The sequence below is a fragment of the Saccharopolyspora sp. ID03-671 genome, assembly GCF_045278815.1.
Lineage (GTDB): Bacteria > Actinomycetota > Actinomycetes > Mycobacteriales > Pseudonocardiaceae > Saccharopolyspora > Saccharopolyspora ipomoeae.
Genome location: NZ_CP134054.1, coordinates 6,015,878 through 6,041,325, shown reverse-complemented (window position 1 = coordinate 6,041,325; position 25,448 = coordinate 6,015,878). Strand labels below are relative to the sequence as shown.

The following is a 25,448-nucleotide window of genomic DNA, read 5'->3' as shown; positions in this document are numbered from 1 at the left end:
AGTATTCGTATGCAGATCTGCCGAGGAGGGAAAGCCTTGATCACCAGTCGCGACGTGGCTCGTCTGGCGGGAGTGTCGCAGCCGACGGTGTCGCGGGCGCTGCGCGGCGATCAGCGCGTTTCCGAGGCTACTAGGGAGCGGGTCCAGCGCGCGGCCGATGCGCTCAACTACGTGCCGAGCGAGACCGGCCGCAGCCTGTCCACGCGGATGACCAAGCGCATCGGCGTCGTGGTCACCGACCTGACCAACCCGTTCTACCCGCACCTGATCGGGCCGCTGCACGACGAGCTGGAGCAGCACGGCTACCGGATGATGCTGTTCACCGAGCGCTCCGAGACCGCGGTGGCCAGCCAGCGGCTGCTGGACCGCTCGATCGACGGCGTCGTGCTGGCGACCGCGACCGTCGGCTCCCGGCTGCCCGACGACCTGCAGCGGCGCGAGCTGCCGTTCGTCTTCCTCAACCGCGAGGCCGGTGGTCAGCCCGCCGACGCCGCCGTGGTGGACAACGAGCTGGGCGGCAGGCTCGTCGCCCGCGAGCTGGCGCGGCTGGGGCACCGGAACATCGCCCACATCGGCGGCCCGGCCGACACCACCACCGGCCGCGACCGCGAGATGGGCTTCCGCCTCGGGCTGTCCGAGGCGGGCATCGGGCTGCCCGAGGACGCCGTGCGGCGCGGCCCCTTCGACTTCGACACCGGGTACCGGGCGCTGGCCGAGGTCCTGGACGGCCCGCAGCCGCCGAGCGCGGTGTTCTGCGGCAACGACGTGATCGCGATCGGCGCGTTCAACGCCGCCAAGGCGCGCGGCGTGCGCATCCCGGAGGACCTGACGCTGGTCGGCTTCGACGACATCCCGATGGCGGCGTGGGAGGCCTTCGACCTCACCACCGTGCACTACGACCTGGCCGAACTCGCCCAGGAGGCGGCTCGTCTCGTGGTGCAGCGCATCGAATCCCGCGACGACGAACCCCGCCGCACGCTGTTCACCCCGGAACTCGTCCTGCGCGGCACCCACGCCGCCCGCTAGGGGCCGCACGTGCGTGGTGGCGCTCAGGTCCCGCCACCCGCACCGCCACGCGGAGCAACTCTCACACCGCCGAGATCGTCGTTCCGCTCAGCCGCAGTCCGGCGTTGCGGAGCATGCGGCGGCCGACGATCCGCTGGAACGCCAGCAGCAGGACGACCACGACGACCAGCAGCACGTCGTCGAGCAGCGGCACCACATCGACCGGCAGCGTCAGCGCCATCACGACGCGCCCGGCCGCGTCCAGCAGGAACATCGCACCCCAGAACGCGGTGCACGACCACAGCACGCGGCGGAAGGCCGGGTAGCGCTCCCAGTTGGCGGCCCACTCGGCTCCGCGCTGGTCGTCGAAGATCGCCGCCGCCGCGCTGTAGAGCAGCGGCCTGCGGGCGAACAGCGTTGCCAGCAGCAGGATTCCGAGCGCGGCGGTGCCCCACGCGGCACGCACCAGCAGCAGTCGCGGGTCACCGGTCACCAGCGACATGACGGCGCTGAGCGCCACCGCGCCGAGCACGAACAGCGTCACCCCGCCGACCCGCCGGTCGGTGACGTAGGAGCGCGCGGCGCGGATCACCGGCACGGCCGCGGCCAGCAGCAGGGACGCGGTCGGGGCGAGCCCGGCGATGCGGGCGAGGTAGTAGACCGCGACGGGTCCGAGCAGGTCGGGGCCGATCCGGCGCAGCAGCGGCCGCAGGTCGTCCTTCACGCCGGAGCTCCCGCGCGGACCGCGAGGTCGATGGCCGTGACGACTTCGCGCTGGTAGAGCTCCAGATCGACGTCGGATCCGTCGCGGACGCGCTGCGCGGCGGCGTCGACGCTCGCGCGGATCAGCACCGCCATCGAGCGGGTGTCGAAGTCCCGGAACTCCCCGCTGCGCTGGCCCTCGGCGAGGATCTCGGCCAGCCCGGCGACGCTGTGGTCCTGGCTGCCGACGCTGGTGTAGCCCTCGCCGTCGGCGGTGCGCAGGTGCGGGCCGATCTCGGTGAGCGCGGTGATCTCGGCCGGGTGCTCGCGCAGGAATCGCAGGTTGGACTCCAGGTAGGCGCGCAGCTTGCCGGTCATCGTCGGTTCGGCGTCGATGCGCGGCGTCATCTCCTCGGAGGCAGCGCCGAAGACCTCCAGGACGATCTGGCGGAGCAGGTCGTCCTTGTCGGCGAAGTGGTAGGAGATGAGACGCGGGCTGCTCAGCCCGGCCCTCTCGGTGATCCGCGCGAAACTCGCCTTGGCGTAACCGACTTCGGCGATGGTCTCGATCGCGGCGCGCACGATCTGAGTCCGCCGGGCCTCGGTGGTGAACGTCCGTGCCACGACCGGTCCCTCCCCAGTTTTTATCCGACTGGATAAACACTACATCAGTCGGATAAAATGCTGGGAAGGGGCCACCCGCTCAGCGAGCCAGTGCGCGCAGCTGCTGCATGAGGATGTGGGTGAGGTTGTAGAGGACCAGCCCCGGCGGGGCCTCCTCGCCCTGCTCGGCCGAGCCCACGATCGTCATCAGCGGCTCACCCCCGGCGGCCGAGACCACCTGCGACAACCGGGCCTGGACCTCCGGATCGGACGGGCCTACGCGGCCCATCGCCACCGACAGGTCCGCCGGACCCACCAGGATCGTGTCCACGCCGTCCACCGCGAGGATCGCGGCGGTGTTGTCGCAGGCCAGCGGCGTTTCCAGCATCGGGATCACCATCGTGGTCCGCTCCGCGGCGGCCAGGTGCTCGGCGATCGAGTTGGTGCCGAAGCGGCCCGCACGGCTGTAGGTGGCGAAGCCGCGCTCGCCCAGCGGTGGGTAGTGCGCGGCGGCGACCACCTGGCGCGCCTGCTCGGGGGTGTCGACGTGCGGGACGATCACGCCCTGCGCGCCCAGGTCGAGCACCCGCAGGATCAGCGCCGGCTCGTCCTCGCCGACCCTGACCAGCACCGGAAGCCCGTGGGCGTCGGCGATCTGCAGGTGCTGCTGCAGGTTGAGCAGGTCGGAGGGACCGTGCTCGCAGTCGATGACCGCGTAGTCCAGGCCCGCCACCGCGGCCATCTCCAGCAGGTTCTCCGACGGCAGCCGGAGCAGCCCGCCGTGCAGCCGCTCCCCCGCCCGAACCCGTTGCTTCACACTCGTCATCGGCCCACCATTCCCGCCGACAGGTCGATGTCGGCTCCGCACATCCCGCGCATCTGCAGCATCGCCACCAGCGCCTGTCCGACTTCGTCCTCGGTCACCATCCGCCGCAGCAGCGCGCGGGAGACGAACTCCTGCTCCGCGGCTTCCTCGGTGATGCCGCTGCGCTCGGCTTCGAGGCGGAAGTTGCGCGTCATGCGCGGTCCTTCCACCGGCCCGGGCGACAGCGAGTTCACCGTCACCCCGCGCGGGCCGACCTCCCCGGCCAGCGTCGTGGTCAGGCCGATCACGGCCGTCTTCGACGCGCAGTAGGGGGTCCGGTTCAGCAGCGGCCGCTTGCCCGACACGGAGGCGACGTTGACGACGTCACCCGTGCCGCGCTCGACCATCGGCGGCAGGAACGCCCGGCACATCAGGTACACGCCGCGCACGTTGATGTCGAAGACCTCGTCCCACTCGTCGGGTTCGATCTCCAGCAGCGGTTTGACGGGTCCGGCGATCCCGGCGTTGTTGACGAGGATCGAGATCTCCTCGCCCGCCAGCTCCTCGGCCAGCTCCGACACCGAATCGGGGTCGGAGACGTCGCAGGTCGCGGCCCGCCCGTCGAGGCCGTCGAGGGTCTCCTCCAGCACCTCGCGCCTGCGGCCCACGGCCACGACCCGGGCCCCCGCGGCCGACAGCGCCCGGGACATCGCACGCCCCAGGCCGTTGCCGCCGCCGGTGACCAGGGCGGTGCGCCCGGTGAGCGGTGTGGTCATCGTTCTCCTCGTTCCAGTAGTCGCCCGATGAGCGCGCCCACCACGGCCGGTCGTTCCAGCGGCAGCAGGTGGCCCGCTCCGGAGAGCACGTGCAGCCGCCCGCGCTGCGCGTGCCCGACGATGTCCTCGTGAAAACCGGTCGGGCACAACGCGTCCCGATCACCGCAGAGCACCCGGACCGGGCCGGGGTAGCCCGCGACCGCGTCGTACGCCTCGACCCGGGTGGCCTGCGCGGCCAGCTGGGCGCGGAAGACCTCCGGACCGACGCGCCCGGCCATGCCCAGGAACCGCTCCCGCAGCGGACTGCTGGGCTCGGCGAACATCGCGGGCTGGATCTCGGCCACGACCTCGTCGAAGTCGCTCGCGGCCTGGCGCTCCCAGGCCGCTCGCTGCTCCGGACGGGGTGCTCCGGCGTTGGTCGACAGGGCGCCGAACGCGCGCACCCGATCCGGAGCACGCCGCAGCACCTCGAACCCGACGATCGCACCGAGACTCAGCCCCACCAGCGAGAACTCACCGTCCACGGAGGACAGGACCTGCTCGGCCATGCCCCCGATGGTCGGCTCGGTGATCTCGGCGTGCACCACCTCGCCCGGCAGCTCCGGCAGGTCCGACCACAGGTCGGCGTCGCAGAGCATGCCGGGCACCAGGACCGTCGGCGTCACTTGCCCACCGGTCGCGGGATGAGGTGGAACGGGGCCAGGTAGCCGTTGTGGTCGACGCCGACCCCGGCGTCCGCGGCGGCCTTGACGACCTCGTCGTCCCACTCCAGGAGGACCCGGCCGTCACCGCTGTTGATGACCAGCATGCTCGCGGTGCCGTCGGAGGCGTTGCGGATCTTGCGCCACGCACCGGCCGGCACCGAGAGCATGTCCCACGGCCCCAGCGTCACGCTGATCTCCTCCTCGCGGTTGAGCGTCACCTCCCACTCGCCGTCGAAGACCATGAGCACCTGGGTCTCGGGGTGGCGGTGGGTGAGCACGCCCTCCCCCGGGGCCGCGCGCAGCCAGGAGATGTTGTGGCCGTGCGGGTTGTAGATGACCGGTTCCTGCAACCGGTCCTCGGTCATGCCGAAGCCGATGACCTGCGCCAGCTCCGCCCCGCCGCCCGGCAGCGCCGCGCCCAGCACCGCGTGGGCCGACCACTTCAGGTCGTCGGCGGTGGCGACGCGCTTGCGCATCTTCTCCACCGGGTAGGCGGTCAGAGCGGCGATGTCCTCATCGCTCATCGGCCGCTTGAGCTCGGACTCGTCGGGCTTCTCGTCCCCCGCCACGGTGTCGATGAGCCGGTTGTCCTCGGTGAGGAACAGCCCGTGCCCCTCGGCCTCGCGCAGCACGCTGGGACCCCAGATGATGCCGCCGGTGTCGTCGTGCCCGAGGCAGGTGAACAACCACCCGTCGTCGGGGCCGATGTTGGTGAAGCCGCGGTAGATCCAGGTCGGGATCGAGGCGATGTCGCCCTCCCGCAGCACCAGCTCGCCCTCCTGCCCGTCGGCGCCCCAGCGCAGCAGGAACTCACCCCGGAAGCAGATGAAGACCTCGGCGGTGAAGTGCAGGTGCAGGTTGTTCACGATGCCGTGGGGCATCGCGGCGGCACCGATGTTGTAGCCGTGGGCCTCGCGCAGGTTGACCACCTGGTTCGCGCTCTGGGTCACCCCCGGTCCGATCATCGAGTAGTTCTCCTTGCGGTCGGAACCCGGTGTGCGGCAGTCGATGAACGCCTGGTTGCACGAGACGAAGTCCGATCGCCGGATCGTCCGCCGCTCCAGCTCCTGCCGGGTCACCTCGACCTGAGACATCAGCACCTCCGTGTGAATACGTATGTATCGATAAAACGCGTCGTGAACGGCGCTGTCAAGAGCGCCCGGGAAACCGTCTACCGGTGTCGTAGGGTTCGCTCGTGACCCTCAACCAGCTGCGCGCTTTCCTGCTCGCGCACCGGCTCGGCACGTTCACGGCGGTGGCGAGCGAGCTCGACATGGCCCAGCCGTCGGTGTCCGAGCTCGTCCGCCGCCTCGAGGAGGAGCTGGGCACCGCGCTGTTCGTGCGCGGCAGCCGCAAGCTCACCCTGTCCGAGGCCGGGCGCGAGCTGCTGCCCTTCGCCGAGCAGGCCCTGGCCGCCGTCGACCACGGCGGCGCGGCGGTGCGCGCGCTGAACTCGCTCAGCGGCGGCACCGCGACGTTCGGGCTGCTGCGCAACGCCGACTACTACCTGCTGTCGGACCTGGTGCGCCAGTTCCTCGACCGCTACCCGGACGTGAAAGTCCGCCTGGTGGGCCAGAACTCGGCGGAGACGGCCGCAGCCGTGCGCGACGGCGACCTGGAGGCCGGGCTGGTCGTGCTGCCCATCGACGACGAGGCCCTGTCGGTCACACCGCTGGCCCGCGACGAGGTCCTCTACGTCAGCCCGGATCCCGAGCGCGTCGAGCGCCCGGTGACGATGGAGGACCTGACCAGCGCGCCGCTGATCCTCTACGACGCGCGCTACGGCTGGAACGACCCGACCCGGCGCCAGCTCGCCGAACGGGCCCAGCTGGCCGGGGTCGCGCTGGACGCCGGGATCGAGGTCGAGCACGTGGAGTCCGCGCTGCGGCTGGCCGCCCAGGGCATCGGCGACACCATCGCCTCCCGCGCGGTGGTCGACAGCCGCCGCTTCCCGGCCGAGCTGCACACCGCGTCGTTCGCCGAACCGCTCTACGACACCATCGCCCTGATCCACCGCCGCAACCGCACGCTGTCCCCGGCGACCCGGGAACTCGCGCGACTCGCCCAGGAGACCCTGCTCAGCAGCGGGACCTCCTGGGCGAGCACGTGATTCGACTACTGCTGCACCATCGGCTTGCCCGTGGTGAGGTCGAGGCGGTAGCTCTCCTCCATCCACTTGATGACCACGACCAGGGAGATCACCGCGGCGATCGCGAGGTAGCCCCAGACGGCGTAGATCGTGCCGAAGGTGCTCACCAGCAGGGCCGAGACGAACGGCGTGATGCCGGAGAACAGCGCGAACGAGGAGTTGTAGGCGACACCGCCCGCGCTGAAGCGGGTCTTGGTCGCGAACATCTCGGCCACGCAGACCGTGACGATGCCGGTCAGGAAGAACTCCGGGATCACGTAGATCAGCTGCGCGATCACCGCCGCGGTGAAGGTGCCCATCTGAGCCACCCAGAACGCCACCGGGACCAGCACCAGCGCCGCGAGGTAGCCGGTGATGAGCATCGGACGGCGTCCGATGCGGTCCGAGAGCGCACCCGCCAGCGGCAGCAGCGGGATGATCACCGCGACCGAGATGGCGTTGGACCCCAGCGCTTCCGCCCGCGAGAGCCCGACGTTGGACGACAGGAACTCCGGCAGGTAGGTGACCCAGGTGTAGGACACGATCGCCAGCGTGATCGACGCGCCGCAGAACACCAGCATCTCGCGCCACTGCGACCTGAACGCCTCGGTCAGCGGGGCCTTGACGACGTCGGCGCCGTCGGCGGTGGCCTTGACGAACTCCGGCGTCTCGCCGACGCGGTTGCGGACCCACAGCCCGATCAGGCTCAGCGGCAGCGCCAGCAGGAACGGGATGCGCCAGCCGTAGCTCTGCAGCGCGGCGTCGTCGAAGACCACCGCGGTGAGCGCGGAAGTCCCGGCACCGCCGAGGATTCCGACGAACACGCTGATGGAGACGAACGAGGTGTAGTAGGCCCGCCGCTTGGGCTGGGCCCATTCGACGACGAACGCGATGGCGCCGACGTACTCACCACCGGAGATCAGCGCCTGGATCATGCGCATCAGCAGCAGGAGCAGCGGCGCCAGCATCCCGACCTGCTCGTAGGTGGGCAGCACACCGATGAGCGCGGTGCACAGACCCATCAGCGCGATGGTCCACAGCAGGACCGATCGGCGGCCGAAGCGGTCTCCCCAGCGGCCGAGGATCATGCCGCCCAGCGGGCGGATGATCGTGCCGATGGCGAGGATCGCGTAGGTGCTCAGGACCCCGACGACGGGGTTCTGCGAGGGGAAGAACACCGGTGCCATGACCGGCGCGAGATAGCCGTAGATGCCGAAATCGAACTGCTCGACGAAGTTGCCGATGGTGCCGGCCGTGACGGCCCTGCGCATCGGTTCTGAGGACTGCGCCTGTTTTTCGGGCACGGGAGTTGAGGTCGACAATCGCTGCTCCGAGATCCGGGCGGGCTTCCGCAGCCCGCGCATGCCTGCTGCTCGATCGGACGAGTCGGCGGGATTCGCAAGAGAGTCGCAGCGCCCGATTCGTGTGTCAAGACCCACATGCATACGGATGTCTCCCGGTTGACCGAGAGCTTCGAGCGGCCACCACGCGATGTGCATACGGATTAGCGCATCGTGATCGCATAGGGTGAACCTATGCCCTCTACAAGAAACTCCACTCTTGTCCAGTGGTACAGACCCGCTTAGCGTTCGCCCCATGCGATTCAGCCCACGGCTGCTCGGCACCCTCGCCGGGCGGTTCGACCACCTCAAAGCGCCCTCGGAAACCCCTGCCGCGCAGCAGGACCCCGCGGTCGCGCAGCGCGTCTCGGAGATGCTCGGCGAGATCGAGCGCGACGGCCACGACGCCGTGCTGCGCTACGCCCGCGAGCTCGACGGCTGGGACGCGCCCGACGTCGAGCTCTCCCGCGAGGCCGTGCGGGCCTCCGGTGACGCCCTCACGCCCGAGCACCGCGCGGCCCTGGAGCTGGGAGCGGAGCGCACCCGTCGCTTCGCCGAACTGCAGCGCGCCGGGCTCTCCGACGCCGAGGTCGAGCTCGCCCCGGGCCTGACCACCGGGTACCGCTACGTGCCGGTCGGCAGCGTCGGCGCCTACCTGCCCGCAGGCCGCTTCCCGCTCACCGCGGGCGCGTTCATGACCGTCGGCGTGGCCAAGGCCGCCGGCGTGCCGACCGTGATCGCGTGCCTGCCTCCGGGCAAGGACGGCCGGGCCGACCCGGCGGTCGTCTACTCGGCGCACCTGTCGGGCGTGGACCGGGTGTTCGTGCTCGGCGGCGTGCAGGCGCTGGCCGCGATGTCCTTCGGGCTGCTCGGCGAGGAGCCGGTGGACATGATCGTCGGCGCGGGCAACGCCTTCGTCGCCGAGGCCAAGCGGCAGCTGTTCGGTCGCGTCGCCATCGACCTGCTGGCCGGACCGTCGGAGGTCGCGGTGATCGCCGACGAGACCGCCGACCCGGAGCTGGTGGCCGCCGACCTCCTCGGCCAGGCCGAGCACGGCGTCAACTCCCCCGCCGCGCTGGTCACCACCTCCCGCGAGCTGGGCGAGAAGGTCGTCGAGGAGGCCGACAAGCAGCTCGCGTCGCTGTCGACCGCCGAGATCGCGAGCCCGGCCTGGCGCGACTACGGTTCGGTGACCTGGGCGCAGGACCGCGAGACGGCCGTGGCGCTGATGGACGACCTGGCTCCCGAGCACCTGGAGATCCAGACCGCCGACGACGACTACTACCACGACGCGCTGCGCAACTACGGCTCGATCTTCCTGGGCACCTGGAGCACCGTCGCCTACTCCGACAAGGGCATGGCGGGCACCAACCACGTGCTGCCCACGGCGGGCGGCGCCCGGCACAGCGCGGGCCTGTCGGTCTCGCGGTTCCTGAAACCGCTGACCTACCAGCGCGTTTCGCGCGAGGCCACGCCGCTGCTGGCCGAGGCCGTGGAGACGATATCCGACTACGAGGGCATGGCGGCGCACAAGGCCACCGCGACGCTGCGGCTGGAGCGCCTCCGGGAAGGCGACGCACGATGACCGAGATCTCCGAGCAGCCCACCGGCTCCCCCGGCGGCACCATGACGTCCGGCAAGCGCACGATGCCGAGCGACTTCAGCATCGCCGTGCGCCCCGGGGCGGGCGTGACGCTGGGCGGGGTGAACTACGGCGGCGAGCGGCGCCAGTCGATGGAGGGCTTCGAGGACGCCTACACCGACATCGTCGACTACATCGTCCGGATCACCCACCGCATCTGGGAAGACCAGGACATCGGCTACATCTACGACACCTACGCCCAGGGCTGCCGGCTCTACGACGACAGCGGCGTGAAGTACGGGGTCGAGCGGCTCATCGACGGCACGACGCAGAGCATCAACGCGTTCCCGGACTGCCGCCACTACGCCGACGACGTGATCTGGGCCGGCAGCGACACCGAGGGCTTCGTGACCTCGCACCGGGCCATCAACATCGGCCACCACACCGGCCCCTGGCGCTGGGGCCCGCCCACCGGCCGCAAGCTGGAGACCTGGGTGATGGCCAACTGCGTGGTGTGGCAGAACGAGATCTACGAGGAGTGGGTCCTCTACAACACCGCGGCCAAGCTCCAGCAGCTCGGCATCGACGTGGCCGAGGCCGCGCGCACCTACGCCCGCGAGGGCGGGCTCACCCCGGTCTCCGAGCGCCCGTCGTCGGAGGCGCTGCGCCTGGTCGGCGGGCGCAAGCCGGTCCTGCTGCCGGAGCCGGACAACAGGTCCGGTTTCGACGTGGAGGGCTCGGTCCGGGCGTTGTGGCACAACGTGTTCAACCGGCGCGACCTGAGCGCGATCGACCGCTTCTACGCGGAGAACGTGCGCTGGCACGGCACCACCAACCGCACCGGCTGGGGCCGCTCGGACGTGCGGGCGATGGCCCGCAGCCTGCTGGCCACCTTCCCCGACCTGGGCGTGCAGGTCGACGAGGTGTACTGGATGGGCAACGACGACGACGGCTACAGCATCTCCGTGCGCTGGTCGGGCGCCGGAACGCACCGCGGCGTCGGTCTGTACGGCAAGCCCACCGGCAAGCGGGCGCACCTCTGGGGCATGTCGCAGCTCTACGTGATGCACGGTCGCATCGTCGAGGAGTGGTCGCTGTTCAACGAGTTCGACGTGATCGCGCAGCTCGTCGCCGAGGACGGCGGACCGGAACTGGTCTGACCGCTCAACACCCGCCACCTGGGGCTCTCGCGGAGCTCCGGGTGGCGGTTTCGGCCGATGCGGGCCGAAATCGGAATAATCGTCCCCAGCGGCGGCCCGGATGTGCTAGACATTACCAACGGGTAGTGGCACATCCGACGTTGCACGCACGGCCGCGAGGGGGCGGTGCACGTGAGTTCCGAGGTCGACGCTCAGCTCGACGAGATGCGGAAGAACGGCTGGGAGTCCTACGTGTTCGGGCCGCGCGACGACCCGAACGCCGTCGGCCTGGCCTACCGCTGGAAGACCTGCGCAGACGTCCTCGTGCTGCACGCCGAGGACGACGCGACGGCCTACCGGATGCCGCTGGGCCAGGACGCCGACCTGTTCGCGCCGCGCATCGTGTCCTGGCACTACCACGCCCCGGCCGAGTGGACGATCCGCGCACTCCTCTCACTCCCCCGGCCCGGCGCGCCCGACGCGCCGCTGGCGATGCTGACCCCGCCGCCGGACTGCGCCGTTCCCGCGCAGTTGCGCCGCACGATGACGATCCGGCCGAACCCGCGCCGCGCCCACGTCTCCACCTGATCGGGTGAGCTCCGGCGCTGCCGGGTGCTAGCTCGGCGGGCAACCTGGGCTCGTGCCGCTGACGCATCCGGACAACACGCCCCGCCCGCACCGCGACGAGCTCGCGGTGAACCCGATCTTCACGCGCGAACCCGTGCACGTGCCGGCCTACGAGTTCCCCGCCGACGGGACCGATCCCGAGGTCGCCTACCAGATCGTGCACGACGAGCTGATGCTCGACGGCAACGCGCGGCTGAACCTCGCGACGTTCGTGTCGACGTGGATGGAACCGCAGGCCACGCGGCTGATGTCGGAGTGCTTCGACAAGAACATGATCGACAAGGACGAGTACCCGCGCACCGCGGCCCTGGAGGACCGGTGCGTGCGGATGCTCGCCGGGCTGTGGCACGCGCCCGACCCGCAGCACGTCGTCGGCTGCTCCACGACGGGGTCGTCGGAGGCGTGCATGCTCGCCGGCCTGGCCCTCAAGCGGCGCTGGAAGGGCTCCGGAACGCCGAACATCGTGATGGGCTCCAACGTGCAGATCTGCTGGGAGAAGTTCGCGAACTTCTTCGAGGTCGAGCCGCGCTACGTGCCGATGGAGGGCGACCGGTTCACGCTCTCGGCCGAGGAGGCGCTGAAGCGGGTCGACGAGAACACCATCGGTGTCGTGGCGATCCTGGGCTCGACGTTCGACGGCTCCTACGAGCCGGTCGCCGAGATCTGCCGCGCCCTCGACGACCTGGCGGCGCGCGGCGGGCCGGACGTGCCGGTGCACGTCGACGGCGCGTCCGGGGCGATGATCGCGCCGTTCCTGGACCCGGAGCTGGTGTGGGACTTCCGGCTGCCGCGGGTGGCCTCGATCAACACCTCCGGGCACAAGTACGGCCTGGTCTACCCGGGTGTGGGCTGGGTCGTGTGGCGCACGGCGGAGGCGCTGCCGGAGGAGCTGGTGTTCCGGGTGAACTACCTCGGTGGCGAGATGCCGACCTTCGCGCTGAACTTCTCCCGGCCCGGTGCGCAGGTCGCCGCGCAGTACTTCTCGTTCCTGCGGCTGGGTTTCGACGGGTACCGCCGGGTGCAGCAGGAGTGCCGCGACGTGGCGATGCGGCTGGCCCGCGAGTTCGCCGAGCTCGGGCCGTTCGAACCGCTCACCGACGGCGGGCACATCCCGGCGTTCGCGGTCAAGCTCCGCGACGACGTGACCGATTATTCCGTTTTCGACGTCTCCGCTGCTCTGCGGGCCAGCGGCTGGCTGGTCCCGGCCTACGCGTTCCCGGCGAACCGCACGGATCTGGAGGTGCTGCGGATCGTGGTGCGCAACGGCTTCAGCCACGACCTGGCGGATCTGCTGCTCGACGACCTGCGGCGCGCGCTGCCGACGCTGCGGGCGCAGACCGCTCCGGCGCGCGGCCGGGACTCGGCCGGTTTCGCCCACGGCGCCGGTTCATCCCGCGACTGAGCCGAGGCCGGGAAAAACTCCCGGAGAACGGGAAAGCCCTGCACGGAGCCGGTGCGTCGGGTCACGCTAAGTCGATCAGCTGATCAGGTCCCGCTCGCGGCCGACTAGCCTGCCCGGTTATGAGTCGTTCCGAGGACGCGAACGCGCGGCTGACCGAGCTCGCGCTGCAGGCGCGCCGCGGTGACCCGCACGCGATGGAGGCGTTCGTGCGGGAGAGCCAGCACGACGTCTGGCGCTTCGTCGCGCACCTGGCGGGCCCGCACCTCGCCGACGACCTGGCGCAGGAGACGTTCCTGCGCGCCTTCCGCAGCATCCGCCGGTTCAGCGCCCGCTCCTCGGCCCGCACGTGGCTGCTCAGCATCGCCCGCCGCGTGGTCGTCGACCAGATCCGCTACGAGCGCTCGCGCCCCCGCACCACCCGCACCAGCCCGGACACCGAGCCGCACTCCCCGGACTCGGGCTTCGAGAACGTCGTCGCGCTCAACCTCCTCCTGGCCGACCTCGACCCCCGCCGGGAAGCCCTCGTCCTCACGCAGGTCCTCGGCCTCCCCTACGCCGAAGCCGCCCACATCACCGGCTGCCCCGTCGGCACCATCCGCTCCCGAGTCGCCAGAGCCCGGGGCCAGCTCCTCGCCACCCGCTCCCACCCCGACGAAGAAACCGGCTGACCTCGGGTTCGCGGGGGAAGTTCTCATGAAAACTGTCACCCCCTCAAGGTCACGACAGTTTTCATGAAAACTGCACCACCCCTGAGGGGATCGGCGCCGGTGAGGACGCTCTGTCACTCGTGGGTGGTGGGGGGAAGTTTTCATGAAAACTTCCCCCCACCACCCACGAGTGTCGGAGCCTCGATCTGGGTAAGGGCCTGGTGCTCGTGGTCCGTCACCAGGTGACGGTTTTAGTGAGAACTGTCCGGACAAAACGGACGTTGATCATGGGTGATTCGAGGAAAAACCGTCCCCGGCCGACGAACGAACCCGACTGAACCCCCGGTGGGAACTTTTTCGGGTGCTCGGGCGACAGTAGGGGTGTGGAGTGTTCTGTGTGCCGGGAGGCGCTGTCGGCGCGGCTGGACGGTGAGGAGCCGCCGGTGGCCGCGGCCGAGGTGGAGCGACATCTCGCCGGGTGCGAGGGGTGCCGGGACTGGGAGTCCCGTGCCGCGGCTTTGAGCAGGTCGTTGCGGGTGCGGGCGGTGCCCAGCACGCCCGACCTGACCGCGTCGGTGATGCGGTCGCTGCCCGCGCCCGCGGTGCGGCGCTGGCCGCGGGTGCTGCTCGGTGCCGTCGCCGTCGTCCAGCTCGCCCTCGGAGCGCTGCAGCTGGTGGGCGCCGGCGGGCACGAGGCGATGGCCGGGCACGTGTTCCACGAGAGCACCGCGTGGAACCTGGCGCTGGGAGCCGGGTTCGGCTGGGCGGCCTGGCGGGTCCGGGCCGGTGCTGGGATGCTGCCGGTGCTCGGCGCGTTCCTGGCCGTGCTCACCATCGTCAGCGTCCAGGACCTGATCAGCGGCGTCGTCACGGCCGGACGTCTGGTCTCGCACCTGCCGCTGCTGGTGGCGCTGGCGCTGCTGCTGATCATCCGCCGCGATCACCGCGACCTGCATCCCGGACCGGGCCACGGCGCGCGACCCGGCGAGCACACCGCCACCACCGAGGACCCCGGCGAACCCGCGCCCCCGCGCGAACTCGGCCCGACCGCTTACCGCGAGGCGAGTTAGGACCGTTCCACGCGGCGGAGCCGCCTTCGGGGGTTCCCACCGCGCAGAACGACCCCGACGGCGGCTCTCAGCGCTTGCGCCCCATCGCCGCCCAGTAGTAAGCGCTGTGCGGGTCGACCTGGTGATCCGGGTGGAGCTTGGTGACGCCGGCCGGTTCGGGGTCCGGGCGCCACGCCAGGACCGGGGCCACGCCGGGTTCGACCAGGTCCATGCCGTCGAAGAGCTCGGCCACCTCGGACTCGCTCCGCGGCTGGAACGGGATCCCCGACCGCTCCGCGGAGGCCACGACACCGGCCATCGCCTCGGGGTCGAAGTCGGCGGTGGGGTGGGTGATCGTCAGGTAGCTGCCGGACGGCACCGCGTCCATCAGCTTGCCGAGGACCTGCTGCACCTCGTCGTTCTCGCGGAAGTACATCAGCACCGCCACCAGCATCACCGCGGTCGGCTGCGTCAGGTCGAGCGTCCCGGTCAGCGCCGGGTCGGACAGGATCGAGTCCGGGTCGTGCAGGTCGGCGAAGAGGAACTTCGTCGCGCCCTCGTCGGTGCTGGTCATCAGCGCCCGAGCGTGAGCCAGGACGATCGGGTCGTTGTCGACGTAGACGACGCGGCAGCGCGGTTCGGCGCGCTGGGCGACCTCGTGGACGTTGCCGCTGGTGGGAATCCCGGTGCCGACGTCGAGGAACTGCCGGATCCCGCACTCCTGCACCAGGTGGCGCACGGCGCGACCGACGAACGCCCGGTTCGCGCGCGCCATCGTCTTGATCGTCGGGATGTGCTCGGCGATCGCGTCGCCCAGCGCGCGGTCGGCCTCGAAGTTGTCCTTGCCGCCCAGCCAGTAGTCGTAGACCCGGGCCTCGTGCGCGACGGTGGTGTCGATCTCGACCGGGAGCCGGCCGCTCTGCTGGTTCATCCGCGTCCCCTGGATCAGTACGTGTCCCTTAACTCCCGCAGCAGCTGCGGCGTGTCCTCCGGAGTGGCCGCCTGCACGCTGAGCATGTTCATCACCGCCTGGTACTGGTCCAGGTCGTTGCGCTTGTCGAGGTACAGCGCGCTGGTGAGCTGCTCCAGGTACACCACGTCGGGCAGGTCCGACTCCGGGAAGCGCACGATGGTGAACGGGCCACCGGCCGCGGCGTGCCCGCCGACGCTGTAGGGCAGCAGCTGGATCGTGACGTTGGGCAGCTCGGCGACGCGGATCAGGTGGTCGATCTGCCCCTGCATGATCCGCTCCCCGCCGATCGGACGGCGCAGCGCGGCCTCGTCGATGACCGCCCACAGCGTCGGCGGTTCCGGGCGGGTGAGGATGTCCTGGCGGCGCATCCGCAGCGCGACCCGGCGGTCGACCTCGGCGGTGGGCTCCTGCCCGTGCCCCAGCATGATCACCGCGCGCGCGTAGTCGGGCGTCTGCAGCAGGCCCGGCACGAACTGCGCCTCGTAGGTGCGGATGATCTCGGCGGCCTGCTCCAGGCCGAGGTAGGTCTCGAACCACGACGGCAGCAGGTCGCCGTACTGGTGCCACCAGCCGGGTTCGTTGGCCTGCCGCGCCAGCGACAGGAAGGCCGCGCGCTCGCTGTCGTCCCGCACGCCGTACAGGGTGAGCAGGTCGTTGAGGTCGCGCTCGCGGAAGCTGACCCGGCCCAGCTCCAGCCTGCTGATCTTGGCGTGCGAGCCGCGGATCGCCTCGCCCGCGGCCTCGCGGCTGATCCCGCGATCCTCCCGCAGGCGACGGAGCTGCCCGCCGAGCGCGATGCGCAGCACCGTCGGCCCCACCGCAGGACCGCTCTGCTTGGCGCTGGACCTGCTGCCCTGTCTCTCCGGCTCGATGCCCATCATGTCGATACCCCCATCGGGAGCAATGCGGCGTCCGATCGCCGCCAAAGCCAGTCAGCAGATTAGATCATCAAAGTCGCCTTCTTTAACCCCTTCGAGAAAAGCGGCGATTTCTTCGCGGGTGTAGACGAGCACCGGGCCTTCGGCGAACCGGGAGTTGCGCACCGCGATGCGGCCGCGCTCCAGCTCGGCGACCTCGACGCAGTTCCCGCTCGGATTGCTGCGCGCGCTCTTCCGCCACCGCAGGTCAGACCGTCGGCTGAGGTCTGCCCATCGGGGGGCGTCCGACACCACGGTCTCCGGCATGAGTGCCTCCAACATTCGGGCGAAATCGCGTCCGTACGTGCACGTGTTCTTGCAAACGTTCTTGCATCTGCAAGGTCAGTCCGGGACAGTAGCAGCAGCAGGTCGAGTGCCGATCTTGATCCGTCAGCGGGAAACCGGCGTCCGGCGAACGGCCCCGGTGCACGTGGGAGGAGGCCGAGGGGCATGTTCCGCTTGTCGCGGCGTGAGAACCCCTGCCGCGAGCGTCCGATTCGCCCGGCTCCACCTCAGGATCGAGCAGCCCCACCCCGGGATCGGGTCTTCTGATGAGCGGGCTGGTGACGGTCGGAGCGTTATTCCTCTGCCTCGTGTTGGCGCTGCAGCTGCTCTCCGCGCGCCGCGCGCGCCGCGCCCTGGAGAGACGGCTCGAGGTCGCCGATCGCGCCGCGCACACCGATCCGCTGACCGGCCTGGCCAACCGCGCGGGCCTACACCGCGCGCTCGACCGGCAGCGCGCCACCTCCCGCCCCGGCGATCACGTCGCGATGATCCTGATGGACCTGGACGGGCTCAAGGAGACCAACGACCTCTACGGCCACGACTTCGGCGACAGCGTTCTGGTCGCGGCGGCCAAGCAGATCCAGGAGACCGTCACCCGGCGCACGCACGACGAAGCCGGGCTCGCGGCGTGCGCGGCCCGGCTCGGCGGAGATGAGTTCGTGGTGCTGCTGGGTGCCGACGTCAACAGCGGTGTCGCCACCGAGGACGCCGAAGCGCTGGCCGACGAGCTGTGCGCGGGCATCGCTTCCGCCGAGGTCATGGCGGAGATGCCGATCCGCTGCACCGCCAGCGCGGGTGTCGCGGTGCTGCCGGCGCACCGGATGCACCAGCTGATCACCGCTGCGGACAAGGCCATGTACCGGGCCAAGTCCACGCGTTCCGGAACTTCCCGCTACCAGCCGCTCAACGACGTGTCGGAGCGGATCCCCCGGCACCGAACGGCTCTGGTGGCGCTGGAAGGCGGGGCCTTCCAGAAGGAAGCTCAGGCGTAAGCGGTCTGCCGGACGCCGCCGACCATGCGGTGGGCCTCGGCGTTGCAGGCCGGGCACGTCGTCCAGAGCCAGGCCATCTCGCCGACTTCGGCGCTCATCTGGCGGTCGCAGAGTGTCGTGATGGTGCTTCCGGCCGGGTAACCCCCGGAAGGCCGGGGATCGGTGCTCGCGTGACGCTCCCCTAGGGCCGGAACCCAATGGAACGGATGCATCCGCACTCTCCTTCGCTGCCGTTTCCCGACGCAGTACTGTATGTCTCGTCTTGCCTGATTCGAACCGGATCGCCCGGCATCACCGCCGAAGACAACCCAATCCGGGTAATCCGTCACTCAGATGGATTCAAGTCCCACGATCCCCGCGGTCGCAGCCAGGCACCGACCGCACGGCAAGGCCCCGTCCGAGGGAATATTCTCGATCGTCTCATGATCGAGCAGGAGCCCGCACGCCGTGCGTGTCACCCGCCCGTACCAATCCACCGCTGAAATCGCGTGCGCCTGGCGCAAAGTCACCTGATCAGCGGTATGCGAGACCCAGAGGCATCCCACCTGCGAGTGTTGTGACCTCTCCCCCCGGGTGCTCCCGGCCGTCCTCAGTGGCATGATCCCTCCCCGGATCGAATACGATTAATCGTAAGCACATCTGAGCGACGGAGTCGAGAGATGCGGAAGGGATGCACCACGATGCTTCACCCGGAACGGACGGAAAGCCCGATCTTCGGCACCACCGGCTGGGGTTCGGCGTCCGCCTGCGGACCGAACGGCGGGAACTGCGTCGAGGTGAACTTAACCGTGCCCGGGCACGTCGGCGTCCGCGACAGCAAGCAGCTCACCGGGGACGTCACGCTGGACTTCGACACGGCCAGCTGGAGCCGCTTCCTGCGCCGCGCGCGAGCCGGCACCTTCGACCTCGGCTAGATCGTCGCAGCTCAGAGGCGGTTCGGGATTAATCACCCTCGGCGCCCGACGCGGACGGTGACCCGTTTGCCGCACAACCACGTCCGAGTGCATTAGAGTGTTGTTCTTGACAGGCGCGTTTGCGCTTGTCAGACGTGGTGACGGCGAAAGCATACGAGCGGAGATCTGGTGCCGAGCACGGTAACTTCGCGACGCAGGCAGCTCGGGAACGAGATCCGCCGCGCGCGGCAGGCCGCGAGCATGACCCAGCAAGAAGTCGCCGAGCTGCTGGGATGCAGCCAGGGCAAGATCAACAAGATCGAGTCGGGCACGGTCGCGGTCAAGAACGCCGAGCTGCAGAAGATGCTGGAGGCCTTCAACTCCGGCAAGGCCGAGTCCGAGCTGATGCTGGAGCTGGCCCGGTCCAGCTCCGGGCAGCGCGGTCAGTGGGCCGGCTACCGCTCCGCGGTGCCGCAGTGGTTCCGCACCTTCACCGACCTCGAACCGGCCGCCACCGAGATCCTGAGCTGGCACGGCGAGCGCATCCCGGGCCCGCTGCAGTCCGAGCACTTCATGCTCACCCAGTTCTCCGAGGACCGCGCCACCGACGTGACCGCGCTGGTGCGCAACCGCCTGGACCGCAAGCAGGTCTTCGACCTGCCGCGACCGCCCTACTACCGGTTCGTGCTCAGCGAGGCGGCTTTCCACCGGGTCCCCGGCGGCCAGAACCCGTCGGTGGCGCTGGACCAGGTCGAGCACCTGCTGGACCTGCAGTCGCGGTACCCCAAGGCGTACGTGCACATCCTGCCGTTCGACGTGCGGCTGCCCTACGTGCCCAACGACTTCACGATCATGCGCTTCTCCGACGGCACCAAGGACTTCGTGTTCGTCGAGCACGTCGCGGGCGGCCTCTACCTGGACGACGAGGACGACTTCAACCTCTTCAACGACGCCTGGGACCGCCTCCGCGGCGCCGCCCTCGAACGCCACGACACGGTCGCCTACCTCCAGGACCTCGCCAAGAAGTACCGGTCCCAGATCGACTTCTGATCCCCTCACCCCCACCCGACGTCGAAAACCGCAACATTCGTCGCACGAAAACCGGGGTTTTCGACGCGACGAATGTTGCGGTTTTCGACTTCAGTGCCCTGATCGGGTGGTGGGTCAGGCGACCGGGGTGGGGAGTTCGGAGGGGGGCTCCCGGACGTCCCGGGGTGTTTTGGGGCGGGCGTGGGTGGCGTAGAGGGTGAGGCCGACGAAGACGACGCCACCGACGAGGTTGCCGAGGACCGTGGGGATCTCGTTCCAGACGAGGTAGTCGGCGATGGAGAAGTCGCCGCCGAGCATGAGGCCGCTCGGGAACAGGAACATGTTGACCACCGAGTGCTCGAAGCCCATGTAGAAGAACACCAGGATCGGCATCCACATGCCGATCACCTTGCCGGACACCGACTTCGACATCATCGCGGCGACGACACCGGTGGAGACCATCCAGTTGCACAGCACGCCGCGCACGAACAGGGTCAGCATCCCCGCGGCGCCGTGCTCGGCGTAGCCGAGGGTCCGGCTCTCCCCGATCGAGCCGAGCTTCTGCCCGACGGCGTTGGGGTCGACGCTGAACGCGAACGTCACGATGACCGCCATCAGCACCGCCACGGTTAGCGCGCCCGCGAAGTTGCCGAGGAACACCAGCCCCCAGTTGCGCAGCACCCCGGTGAGCTTCACCCCGGGCCGCTTGTCCAGCCACGCCAGCGGCGCCAGCGTGAAAACACCGGTGAGCAGGTCGAAACCGAGCAGGTAGAGCAGGCAGAAGCCGACCGGGAACAGCAGCGCGCCGATCAGCGGCGCACCCGTCTCGACGGTGACGCTCACCGCGAACGCGGCCGCCAGCGCCAGGATCGCACCCGCCATGTAGGCGCGGATCACGGTGTCCCGGGTCGACATGTGGATCTTGGACTCGCCGGCGTCGATCATCTTGCCGACGAACTCGGGCGGACTCACGTAGGACACGACAACTCCTCGAAGCCGGAAGGGGATGCGGATACCGTTCGCGGAACGGCGTCGTTCCCGGTCTGGCCAGCAGTGTCCGCAGCCGCGATGTCCCCGGTGTAACGCGGCCGCGAGATCCGCATCAACAGGAGCTCACCGCCGCGCGCGAGCCCCCGTCAGTCGAGCAGGTCGACGATCGCCGACGCCATCTCGGCCGGATCGCCGGAGTCGGGCCGCAGCACCAGGTCCGGCTGCTCCGGACGCTCGTAGGCGTCGTCGACGCCGGTGAACCCGGTGATCTCCCCCGCCCGCGCCCGCGCGTAGAGGCCCTTGGGGTCGCGCGCCTCGCACACCTCGACGGGCGTGTCGACGAAGACCTCCACGAACGTCAGACCGGCTTCCCGGTGCGCCTGCCGGGCGCGCTCCCGGTCGGCGCGGTACGGGCTGATCAGCGACACGATGGACACCACGCCGGAGTCGGCGAACAGCCGTGCCACCTCGCCGACGCGGCGGACGTTCTCGGCCCGGTCGGCGGCGCTGAAGCCCAGGTCGGCGTTGAGCCCGTGTCGCAGGTTGTCGCCGTCGAGCAGGTAGGCGGGCCTGCCGGCGGCCACCAGCCTGCGCTCCAGCTCGACGGCCACGGTCGACTTGCCCGAGGCCGACAGCCCGGTCAGCCACACCGTCGCGCCCCGGGTCCGCCGCTGCTCGCGGCGGACAGCCGTGGACACCCAGGTCACGTTCGACTCGGCCACGCCCGGTCCGGTGATCATGCCTGCGGCGACGGTGTTGTCGGTGGCCTCGTCGACGAGGATGAAGCTGCCGGTGGTGCGGTTGCGCCGGTAGGCGTCGAACAGCAGCGGCTGCTGGGTGCGCAGCCGAATCCGGCCGATCTCGTTGAGCGACAACGACGTCGCGGTCGTGTCGCGGTGCAGGGTGTTGATGTCGAGCCGGTAGTCCAGCTGCCGCACCTGGGCGCGGGTGGACCTCGTGGTGTGCTGGATGGCGTAGCGCGCACCGGGTTCCAGCGCCGAGCGCTCGGTGAGCCAGCAGACGAGGGCGTCGACGTCCTGGCCGGTGTGCGGGCGGTTCTGCGGGCGGCACAGCATGTCGCCGCGCGCGACGTCGAGGTCGTCGGTGAGCCGCACGGTCACCGCCTGCGGCGTGAACGCCTCCTCCAGCGGCTCGCCGCCGGGTCCCCAGATCTCGGCGATGCCGGTGGTGAAGCCCGAGGGCAGCACGACGACGTCGTCGCCGGGCTTGAGCACTCCCCCGGCGACCGTTCCGGCGTAGCCGCGGACGTCGCCGTCGCGGATCACGCACTGCACCGGCAGCCGGGCGTCGATGAGGTTGCGGTCGGAGGCGACGTGGACCTCTTCGAGGTGGTGCAGCAGCGACGTGCCCTCGTACCAGGGCATGTTCTCGCTGCGGTGCACGACGTTGTCGCCGCGCAGGGCCGAGACCGGGATGAAGGTCAGGTCCGGCGCGTCGAGCTTCATGGCGAAGGAGGCGAACTCGGCGCGGATCTCGTCGAACCGCTGCTGCGAATAATCGACCAGGTCCATCTTGTTGACGCACAGCACCAGGTGCGGGATGCCGAGCAGGCTGGCCACGAACGCGTGCCTGCGGGACTGCTCCAGCACGCCCTTGCGCGCGTCGATGAGCACCAGCGCGAGGTCGGCGGTGGAGGCACCGGTGACCATGTTGCGGGTGTACTGGATGTGCCCGGGCGTGTCGGCGACGATGAACTTGCGGCGAGGCGTGGCGAAGTAGCGGTGCGCGACGTCGATGGTGATGCCCTGCTCGCGCTCGGCCCGCAGCCCGTCGGTGAGCAGCGCGAGGTCCGGTCCGCCGTCGCCGCGGCCGGCGCGCTCGACGGCTTCGAGCTGGTCGCTGAGGATCGTCTTGGAGTCGTAGAGCAGGCGCCCGATCAGCGTGGACTTGCCGTCGTCCACGCTCCCGGCGGTGGCGAGGCGAAGCAGCTGCGTCATCGAAGCTCCTCTTCGGTTGCGCTGAGCGTTCCCGGTTGCCACGGCGTAGCCGTGTCTCTTTCCCCACCTCAGGCGCTCGCACCGCTCAGACGTCTTCTGGGGAGGACGGCCGACGTGCCGTGCATCGGCATGCACAAGCGGATCCCGGAGTCGGAAGGCGTCCGAGGTTCCGCTACCCGCACCGCCAAGCAACAAGGCCGCAGAACTCTCATCAGAAGTAACCTTCGCGCTTGCGGTCTTCCATTCCGGCCTCCGAGATGCGGTCGTCCGCCCTGGTCGCCGCGTTCGGTGACCCGGGCGGCGGCGACCTCGGCGACGACGTCGGCGACGGTGCTCGCGGTGGAGGGCACGCAGCCGGTGCAGGTCGCGTCGCCGACGGTGCGGAAGCGGACGGTGGCCTCGTAGGGCCGCTCGTCCTCGCCGGGTTCCAGGTGCGGGTTGGTGGCCAGCAGCATGCCGTCGCGCTCGAAGACGGTGCGCCGGTGGGCGTAGTAGATGGGCGGGAGCTCGATGTCCTCGTCGAGCACGTACTGCCAGATGTCGAGCTCGGTCCAGTCGGACAGCGGGAAGACGCGGATGTGCTCGCCCTTGCGGTGCCGACCGTTGTAGAGGTGCCACAGCTCGGGCCGCTGGTTGCGGGGGTCCCACTGGCCGAACTCGTCGCGGAAGCTGAACACCCGCTCCTTGGCGCGGGCCTTCTCCTCGTCGCGGCGGGCGCCGCCGAAGACGGCGTCGAAGCGGTGCTCGGCGATGCTGCGCAGCAGGGTCCGGGTCTGCAGGCGGTTGCGCCCGGCCCCGGGTCGTTCGACGGAGCGGCCGGCGTCGATGTCGTCCTGCACGCTGCCGACCACCAGCTCCAGGCCCAGGCGCTCGACGGTGCGGTCGCGGAAGTCGATGACCTCGGCGAAGTTGTGGCCGGTGTCGACGTGCAGGACCGGGAACGGCAGCGGCGCGGGCCAGAACGCCTTGCGGGCCACGTGCAGCATCACGGCGGAGTCCTTGCCGCCGGAGAACAGCAGCGCCGGGCGTTCGAAGCAGGCCGCGACCTCGCGGAAGACGTGCACCGCCTCGGCTTCCAGGCCGCGCAGGTGGGTCAGTTCGTAGGTCGTGGTCACGGCGGACCCGCCCTTCCGATCAGAACCTGATATAGAACGAGTTTCACAGAAAAGTAGAACAAGTTCTTGCGCTTGGTCAAGGTGCGCGGAAAGCTGGGGCCATCCCGGACGGACCGAGCGAGGAGGCGTCGTGGACCTGGTCGCGCTGGAGGAGATCAAGCGTCTGAAGTACCGCTACCTGCGAGCGGTCGACCTGAAGCTGTGGCACGAGCTGGCCGACACCATCACCGAGGACGCGGTCGGCGACTACGGCACCGAGGCGGCCGGCGAGAAGCTCCACCTCGTCGGGCGCGAGAAGATCCTGGAGTTCATGCGGGAGAACCTCGGCCCGGGCATCATCACCACGCACTTCGCGGGCCAGCCGGAGATCGACGTCGACGGCGACACCGCCACCGGGACCTGGTGCTTCGAGGACACCGTCATCGCCACCGAGTTCAAGACGATCATCCGGGGCGCGGCCTTCTACGAGGACACCTACCGCCGCGAATCGGACGGCGAGTGGCGCATCAGCCGGACCAGCTACACCCGGACCTACGAGTTCCTGCACACCTTCGACGACCTGCCCAACTTCACCCTCACGGCCAACCGCTGGGCATAGAACTCGTTCTACGAAGGAGGAGCCTGTGCTCACGCAGCCTTTCGCCGACGCCGTTGCCGAGGCCGAGGAGGTCATCAAGGGCGCCAAGCACATCCGCACCGATCAGGACCTGGTCGAGGGGTACGACTACCTGGCGGGCAGCATCCAGGCGTCGATGATGCTGGCCTGGGCGTTCGAGCGCGATCACCCGTACTTCATCCAGTCGACCGGCCCCTACACGAAGATGGGCCTGGACAACCCGGACGCGCTGTACTTCCACTCCTACATCCGCGACGACGCCGAGTACGTGGTGACCGGGAAGCGCGGCAGCACGACGGATCTCAGCTTCCAGGTGCTCAACGGCGACTACTCCCCGGTGGACGTCCCGGACAGCCTCGCCGCGTTCGACGACCGGCGCATCACCGTCGACGACAACGGTGATTTCGAGGTGCGCTTCGGTCCGGGACCGGCCGGGCCGAACTACTTCACCCTCGCCCCCGGTTCGGCGATGCTGGTGGTGCGCGAGGTCTACAGCGACTGGGACACCGAGCGGCGCGGCCTGATCCGGATCCGGCGGGCCGACACCGCGGGCACCGCTCCCCCGCCGCGCACGATGGACCTGATGACCAAGCGCTACGGCGTGGCCGGGAAGATCCTGCTCAGCCGGTTGCGGACGTTCCTGGCGTTCCCGGAGTGGTTCTACCTCAACCAGCCGGTGAACACGATGAACGAGCCGCGCTCCACGCCGGGCGGGCTGTCCACCCAGATGTCGTCCGCCGGGCACTTCGAGCTCACCGACGACCAGGCGATGATCATCACCGTGCCGCGTTCCGAGGCGCCGTACCAGGGTTTTCAGCTCGGCAGCCCCTGGTACATCTCCACCGACTACATCAACCACCAGACCAGCCTCACCGCCGAGCAGGCGCGCACCGATCCCGACGGCAAGATCCGCTTCGTGCTCGCCGAGCGCGATCCGGGCCTGACCAACTGGATCGAGCTGACCGGGCACCAGCGCGGCTACATGCAGATCCGCTGGCAGCGCCTCTCCCGCGACCTGGGGCCCGAGGACGGCCCGGAGGTCGAGGTCGTGCCGTTCGGCGAGCTGCCGAAACGCCTTCCGCACCACGAGGAATCGCGCACCACGCCCGAGCGGTGGCGCCAGCGCATCGCCGCGCGGCAAGCCGCCGTGCACAACCGGATGCTGGGGTGA

The 25,448-nt window shown here is 69.9% G+C and carries 26 protein-coding genes and 1 pseudogene; 13 read left to right on the top strand and 14 right to left on the bottom strand.

Going from position 1 to position 25,448, the window contains the following annotated elements:
- Positions 1-36 precede the first annotated feature (36 nt).
- On the top strand, positions 37-1,026 hold the full coding sequence (locus tag REH65_RS27995) for a LacI family DNA-binding transcriptional regulator (RefSeq protein WP_406689773.1): 990 nt from the start codon (positions 37-39) through the stop codon (positions 1,024-1,026).
- Between the two features lie 61 nt (positions 1,027-1,087).
- On the opposite strand, the gene REH65_RS27990 is transcribed toward REH65_RS27995, so the two are convergent.
- The 6 genes from REH65_RS27990 to REH65_RS27965 form a co-directional block, all read right to left on the bottom strand.
- Positions 1,088-1,729, bottom strand: a complete 642-nt coding sequence (locus tag REH65_RS27990; RefSeq protein WP_406689772.1) for a VC0807 family protein — start codon at positions 1,727-1,729, stop codon at positions 1,088-1,090.
- Positions 1,726-2,331: a TetR/AcrR family transcriptional regulator gene (locus tag REH65_RS27985; protein ID WP_406689771.1), complete on the bottom strand. Its 606-nt coding sequence runs from the start codon at positions 2,329-2,331 to the stop codon at positions 1,726-1,728. The genes REH65_RS27990 and REH65_RS27985 overlap by 4 nt, the downstream gene beginning before the upstream one ends.
- A gap of 79 nt (positions 2,332-2,410) precedes the next feature.
- The gene (locus REH65_RS27980; RefSeq protein ID WP_406689770.1) at positions 2,411-3,136 is read right to left on the bottom strand and encodes an HpcH/HpaI aldolase family protein; all 726 of its coding nucleotides are present in this window, start codon (positions 3,134-3,136) and stop codon (positions 2,411-2,413) included.
- The gene (locus tag REH65_RS27975) at positions 3,133-3,891 is read right to left on the bottom strand and encodes an SDR family NAD(P)-dependent oxidoreductase (RefSeq protein ID WP_406689769.1); all 759 of its coding nucleotides are present in this window, start codon (positions 3,889-3,891) and stop codon (positions 3,133-3,135) included. The genes REH65_RS27980 and REH65_RS27975 overlap by 4 nt, the downstream gene beginning before the upstream one ends.
- Positions 3,888-4,556, bottom strand: coding sequence for an alpha/beta fold hydrolase (locus REH65_RS27970; protein WP_406689768.1), 669 nt, complete (start codon positions 4,554-4,556; stop codon positions 3,888-3,890). The genes REH65_RS27975 and REH65_RS27970 overlap by 4 nt, the downstream gene beginning before the upstream one ends.
- A complete protein-coding gene (locus REH65_RS27965; RefSeq protein ID WP_406689767.1) occupies positions 4,553-5,689 on the bottom strand; it encodes a cupin domain-containing protein in 1,137 nt (378 codons plus the stop codon). The genes REH65_RS27970 and REH65_RS27965 overlap by 4 nt, the downstream gene beginning before the upstream one ends.
- Positions 5,690-5,790: 101 nt before the next feature.
- Between REH65_RS27965 and REH65_RS27960 the strand changes: the two genes are divergently transcribed.
- Positions 5,791-6,705, top strand: coding sequence for a LysR family transcriptional regulator (locus tag REH65_RS27960; protein WP_281453567.1), 915 nt, complete (start codon positions 5,791-5,793; stop codon positions 6,703-6,705).
- A gap of 5 nt (positions 6,706-6,710) precedes the next feature.
- Here REH65_RS27960 and REH65_RS27955 read toward each other — a convergent pair whose 3' ends face one another.
- Positions 6,711-7,994 carry an MFS transporter gene (locus tag REH65_RS27955; protein WP_406689766.1) on the bottom strand — a complete coding sequence of 428 codons (1,284 nt, stop codon included), beginning with the start codon at positions 7,992-7,994 and terminating at the stop codon, positions 6,711-6,713.
- Positions 7,995-8,319: 325 nt separating this feature from the next.
- On the opposite strand from REH65_RS27955, the gene hisD reads away from it, so the two are divergent.
- From hisD to REH65_RS27925, 6 genes are all read left to right on the top strand, one after another.
- A complete protein-coding gene (gene hisD, locus REH65_RS27950; protein WP_406689765.1) occupies positions 8,320-9,648 on the top strand; it encodes a histidinol dehydrogenase in 1,329 nt (442 codons plus the stop codon).
- Complete coding sequence (locus tag REH65_RS27945) at positions 9,645-10,805, top strand: ester cyclase (RefSeq protein ID WP_406689764.1); 1,161 nt, start codon at positions 9,645-9,647, stop codon at positions 10,803-10,805. The genes hisD and REH65_RS27945 overlap by 4 nt, the downstream gene beginning before the upstream one ends.
- A gap of 171 nt (positions 10,806-10,976) precedes the next feature.
- On the top strand, positions 10,977-11,372 hold the full coding sequence (locus REH65_RS27940) for a hypothetical protein (protein WP_406689763.1): 396 nt from the start codon (positions 10,977-10,979) through the stop codon (positions 11,370-11,372).
- Positions 11,373-11,424: 52 nt separating this feature from the next.
- Complete coding sequence (locus REH65_RS27935; protein ID WP_406689762.1) at positions 11,425-12,813, top strand: glutamate decarboxylase; 1,389 nt, start codon at positions 11,425-11,427, stop codon at positions 12,811-12,813.
- A gap of 119 nt (positions 12,814-12,932) precedes the next feature.
- Positions 12,933-13,481 (top strand): sigma-70 family RNA polymerase sigma factor, encoded by a 549-nt coding sequence (locus tag REH65_RS27930; protein WP_406689761.1) that lies wholly within the window; start codon positions 12,933-12,935, stop codon positions 13,479-13,481.
- Between the two features lie 362 nt (positions 13,482-13,843).
- The gene (locus REH65_RS27925; RefSeq protein ID WP_406689760.1) at positions 13,844-14,530 is read left to right on the top strand and encodes a zf-HC2 domain-containing protein; all 687 of its coding nucleotides are present in this window, start codon (positions 13,844-13,846) and stop codon (positions 14,528-14,530) included.
- Between the two features lie 67 nt (positions 14,531-14,597).
- On the opposite strand, the gene REH65_RS27920 is transcribed toward REH65_RS27925, so the two are convergent.
- The 3 genes from REH65_RS27920 to REH65_RS27910 are packed head-to-tail and all read right to left on the bottom strand — an operon-like array spanning position 14,598 to position 16,666.
- The gene (locus tag REH65_RS27920) at positions 14,598-15,440 is read right to left on the bottom strand and encodes an SAM-dependent methyltransferase (protein WP_406689759.1); all 843 of its coding nucleotides are present in this window, start codon (positions 15,438-15,440) and stop codon (positions 14,598-14,600) included.
- 14 nt (positions 15,441-15,454) lie between these two features.
- The gene (locus REH65_RS27915) at positions 15,455-16,363 is read right to left on the bottom strand and encodes a helix-turn-helix transcriptional regulator (RefSeq protein WP_281453575.1); all 909 of its coding nucleotides are present in this window, start codon (positions 16,361-16,363) and stop codon (positions 15,455-15,457) included.
- 51 nt (positions 16,364-16,414) lie between these two features.
- On the bottom strand, positions 16,415-16,666 hold the full coding sequence (locus REH65_RS27910) for a DUF397 domain-containing protein (protein ID WP_281453576.1): 252 nt from the start codon (positions 16,664-16,666) through the stop codon (positions 16,415-16,417).
- A 284-nt stretch (positions 16,667-16,950) separates the two neighbouring features.
- Here REH65_RS27910 and REH65_RS27905 point away from each other — a divergent pair, with 284 nt between their 5' ends.
- Complete coding sequence (locus tag REH65_RS27905; RefSeq protein ID WP_406689758.1) at positions 16,951-17,676, top strand: GGDEF domain-containing protein; 726 nt, start codon at positions 16,951-16,953, stop codon at positions 17,674-17,676.
- Here the strand turns inward: REH65_RS27905 and REH65_RS27900 are convergent.
- Complete coding sequence (locus REH65_RS27900; protein ID WP_281453578.1) at positions 17,667-17,888, bottom strand: zinc finger protein; 222 nt, start codon at positions 17,886-17,888, stop codon at positions 17,667-17,669. The two genes, REH65_RS27905 and REH65_RS27900, sit on opposite strands and share 10 nt — an antisense overlap.
- 447 nt (positions 17,889-18,335) lie before the next feature.
- On the opposite strand from REH65_RS27900, the gene REH65_RS27895 reads away from it, so the two are divergent.
- Both REH65_RS27895 and REH65_RS27890 read left to right on the top strand, forming a co-directional pair.
- Positions 18,336-18,590, top strand: a complete 255-nt coding sequence (locus REH65_RS27895) for a DUF397 domain-containing protein (protein ID WP_406689757.1) — start codon at positions 18,336-18,338, stop codon at positions 18,588-18,590.
- A gap of 168 nt (positions 18,591-18,758) precedes the next feature.
- Positions 18,759-19,619, top strand: a complete 861-nt coding sequence (locus REH65_RS27890) for a helix-turn-helix transcriptional regulator (protein ID WP_281453580.1) — start codon at positions 18,759-18,761, stop codon at positions 19,617-19,619.
- Positions 19,620-19,733: 114 nt separating this feature from the next.
- Here the strand turns inward: REH65_RS27890 and REH65_RS27885 are convergent, their stop codons facing one another.
- The 3 genes and pseudogenes from REH65_RS27885 to cysD all read right to left on the bottom strand — a co-directional run bounded on the left by REH65_RS27885 (position 19,734) and on the right by cysD (position 23,661).
- A complete protein-coding gene (locus tag REH65_RS27885) occupies positions 19,734-20,579 on the bottom strand; it encodes a formate/nitrite transporter family protein (RefSeq protein ID WP_406689756.1) in 846 nt (281 codons plus the stop codon).
- A 155-nt stretch (positions 20,580-20,734) separates the two neighbouring features.
- Entirely contained in the window at positions 20,735-22,546 is a 1,812-nt protein-coding gene (cysC, locus tag REH65_RS27880) for an adenylyl-sulfate kinase (RefSeq protein ID WP_406689755.1), read from the bottom strand.
- A 211-nt stretch (positions 22,547-22,757) separates the two neighbouring features.
- A pseudogene (cysD, locus tag REH65_RS27875) lies at positions 22,758-23,661 on the bottom strand (sulfate adenylyltransferase subunit CysD).
- 130 nt (positions 23,662-23,791) lie between these two features.
- Here cysD and REH65_RS27870 point away from each other — a divergent pair.
- The gene (locus tag REH65_RS27870; RefSeq protein ID WP_406689754.1) at positions 23,792-24,259 is read left to right on the top strand and encodes a nuclear transport factor 2 family protein; all 468 of its coding nucleotides are present in this window, start codon (positions 23,792-23,794) and stop codon (positions 24,257-24,259) included.
- Positions 24,260-24,284: 25 nt separating this feature from the next.
- The gene (locus tag REH65_RS27865) at positions 24,285-25,448 is read left to right on the top strand and encodes a hypothetical protein (RefSeq protein WP_406689753.1); all 1,164 of its coding nucleotides are present in this window, start codon (positions 24,285-24,287) and stop codon (positions 25,446-25,448) included.